This is a genomic window from Rhodoblastus sp. (assembly GCF_041915505.1).
Lineage (GTDB): Bacteria > Pseudomonadota > Alphaproteobacteria > Rhizobiales > Beijerinckiaceae > Rhodoblastus.
In genome coordinates this window covers 1-2,926 of sequence record NZ_JAYSBG010000406.1, presented here as the reverse complement: position 1 = coordinate 2,926, position 2,926 = coordinate 1, and the positions used below count along the sequence as shown (strand labels likewise).

Here is a 2,926-nt window from a genome sequence, read left to right as displayed (position 1 = left end):
GGCCGAGGCGCGCGATTTCATCAACACGTTGATGGCTTAGCCGAGGAATTCGGATACCGCGGCGAGAAAAGCCTCTCTCGATTCGACGCAGGCGAGATGCGCGCCCGGCAGGCGCGCGAGCCGCGCGCCGGGCAGGGCGCGCGCGAGGGCTTCGCCGAGCGCCGGCGGCGTCGATGGATCCACGTCACCGGTCAAGACCAGAGCGGGCAGCGGCGACGCGGCGCGGATGGCGTCGCGCAGGTCGAGATCGCGCAAGGCGGCGCAGCTCGCGGCATAGCCCTCGGCCGAGGTTTTACCGAGAACACTCTGGATCTGCTCGGTTTTTTCCGGATGAGCGGTGCGGAAGCCGGCCGTCAGCCAGCGCTCGATCACGGCGGCGGCGAGCCCCGTCATATCGCTCCGGCGCGCGGTGCGGATGCGGGCGTTCCAGGAGTCAGGCGTGGGAAAGTGCAGCGCGGTATTGGCGAGCACGAGCCTGTCCAGCCGTTCGGACGCATGAATCGCTAGCCACTGGCCGACCGCGCCGCTCATCGAAAGGCCCAGAAAATGCGCTCGCCCGATCGCCAAAGCGTCCAGCAAGGCGAGGACATCGGCGCCGAAATCGCCGAGGCTGTAAGGGCCGGGCGGAACGTCGGAGCCGCCATGGCCGCGCGCGTCGAAACGCACGACGAAGAATTTTCGCGCCAGCGCCGGCGCGAGTTCATCCCACACGGTCAGATCGGCCCCGAGCGGATGGGCGAGCACCAGCGCCGGAGCCTTGCTGTCGCCCTCGGTCGCGACATTGAGCGACAGGGCGCCGATTTTCACCTTTGCCATCGCGAAATCCTCAGATCAGTTGCTCAGATCAGTTTCATAGCCCGCATGGAGGCGTGGCCGTTGCGCCCGACGATCAGATGATCGTGCAGCTTGACGCCGAGCGGGCGGGCGAGATCGGCGATGGTTTCGGTCATGGTCACGTCGGCGGTCGAGGGCGTCGGATCGCCGGACGGGTGATTATGGACCAGAATCAACGCGCTGGCGTTCAGTTCCAGCGCCCGCCGGATCACCTCGCGCGGATAGACCGGCGTATGGTCCACCGTGCCGCGCCCCTGCACCTCGTCGGCGATCAGGCCGTTTTTCTTGTCGAGGAACAGGATGCGGAATTCCTCGGTCTCGCGAAAGGCCATCGCGCCCCGGCAATAATCGACCACCTGCGCGAAGGAGCCGAGCTCAAGCCGCTTCTTCATGGATTGCCGGGCGAGCAGCAGCGCCGCCGCCTCGACGATCTTGAATTCGGTGACGACGGAATCGCCGACGAAATCCACTTCCTTCAGCCGCGCCGGCGGCGCCGCGATCACTTCGGCGAAGGAGCCGAAGCGCTGCAGCAGGATCTTGGCGATAGGCTTGACGTCCCGGCGCGGAATGGCGCGGAACAGCAATAGTTCCAGCAATTCGTAATCGTGCAGCCCGTCGGCGCCGCCCTTCAGGAAGCGCGCGCGCAGCCTTTCGCGATGGCCGGCGTTGAGCGATTCCGCGCTGGGCGAAGCTGGCGTCGGCTGCTGGTCCACCGGGCTCTCCGGAAGGGGCTTGGCGTCGGGTCAGGCGGCGGAATAGGGCGGGCAGCTCAGGCCGCGCGGCGACAGCGTGAAGATCTCGCAGCCCTCGGCGGTCACGCCGACTGCGTGTTCGAATTGCGCCGAGAGCGAGCGGTCGCGGGTCACGGCGGTCCAGCCGTCCGCCAGGATCTTCACTTGCGGCTTGCCGAGATTGATCATCGGCTCGATGGTGAAGAACATGCCCTCGCGCAGCGTCACGCCCTGGCCGCGCTGGCCGTAATGCAGGATATTGGGCTCGTCGTGGAACAGCCGACCGAGGCCGTGGCCGCAGAATTCGCGCACCACCGAGCAGCGCTCGGATTCGGCATAGGTCTGGATGGCGTAGCCGATATCGCCGGTGGTGGCGCCCGGCTTGACCACGGCTATGCCGCGCAACAGGGCTTCATAGGTCACTTCGCACAGGCGCTGCGCCCGGCGCGGAACCTCGCCGATATAATACATGCGGCTGGAATCGCCGTGCCAGCCGTCGAGAATATAGGTGACGTCGATATTGGCGATGTCGCCGTCACGCAAAGGCTTGGAATCGGGAATGCCGTGGCAGACGACATGGTTGATCGAGGTGCAGATCGACTTGCGATAGCCGCGATAATCGAGCGGGGCCGGATAGGCGCCATTGTCCATGCCGAAGTCATAGGCCAGTTTGTCGAGCGCCTCGGTGGTCACGCCCGGCTGGGCGGCCTCCACCATCAGATCGAGCGCTTCCGCCGCCAGCTTTCCCGCCTTGCGCATGCCTTCGAAGGCTTCCGGGCCATGGATTCGGATATGGCCGGTCTTGCGGCTCGGCGCGGCTTCGGCTTCGATAAAGGTCATCAGGACAGCGATTCCGTGGGTTCGATGGAGCGCGAGCGTTCGGGGCCTCGCGAGCCCGTTGGCTCCAGATTTAGCCCAAACCCAGCGCGGCGCAAGTCGGGAGCCCTAAAATGTCGGCAGTCTGAAAATGTCCGCCATCCCACGCCGTCGTCATCTGAGTTGATGACGGTGTCCTTGGGGTTCGCGTTTTCGCGTCACGTTCCGGCAGAAGCGCGAAGAAATGGCCGTGACGCGAATCGGCAGACTAGCGATGACGGGGGCGTCCGCGGCGTCGTGCTCCCGTTCGTTCGGGACTTAGCCCAAAGCACGTCGCCGAGCGGCCAAGGACGCGAAAAGCTTGGCCCGGCGCAACGGGGCTGGTATGAACCCATTCATGCGCGCGATCCCCGCCAACGATTTGTCCCCGTTCGGGCGCTACCAGCCGCATGGCTCGCTGCGTCGCCTGCTGGATTTCACGCAGAGCGCCGGCGGCCATTGGTTCGGCCAGCGTTCGGCGCTGCTGGTCCGCCGATTCGGCCTGC

The 2,926-nt window shown here is 65.8% G+C and carries 3 protein-coding genes; all 3 read right to left on the bottom strand.

The features are described 5' to 3' along the window. Positions 1-36: 36 nt before the first annotated feature. From pcaD to map, 3 genes are read right to left on the bottom strand one after another with little or no spacing between them, the layout of a single operon-like run. Complete coding sequence (gene pcaD / locus ACE3S9_RS17735; RefSeq protein ID WP_374547804.1) at positions 37-816, bottom strand: 3-oxoadipate enol-lactonase; 780 nt, start codon at positions 814-816, stop codon at positions 37-39. A 23-nt stretch (positions 817-839) separates the two neighbouring features. Further along, a complete protein-coding gene (gene radC / locus ACE3S9_RS17730; protein WP_374547803.1) occupies positions 840-1,547 on the bottom strand; it encodes a DNA repair protein RadC in 708 nt (235 codons plus the stop codon). A 30-nt stretch (positions 1,548-1,577) separates the two neighbouring features. Then, positions 1,578-2,405, bottom strand: a complete 828-nt coding sequence (map, locus tag ACE3S9_RS17725; protein ID WP_374547802.1) for a type I methionyl aminopeptidase — start codon at positions 2,403-2,405, stop codon at positions 1,578-1,580. Between the last annotated feature and the right edge of the window lie 521 nt (positions 2,406-2,926).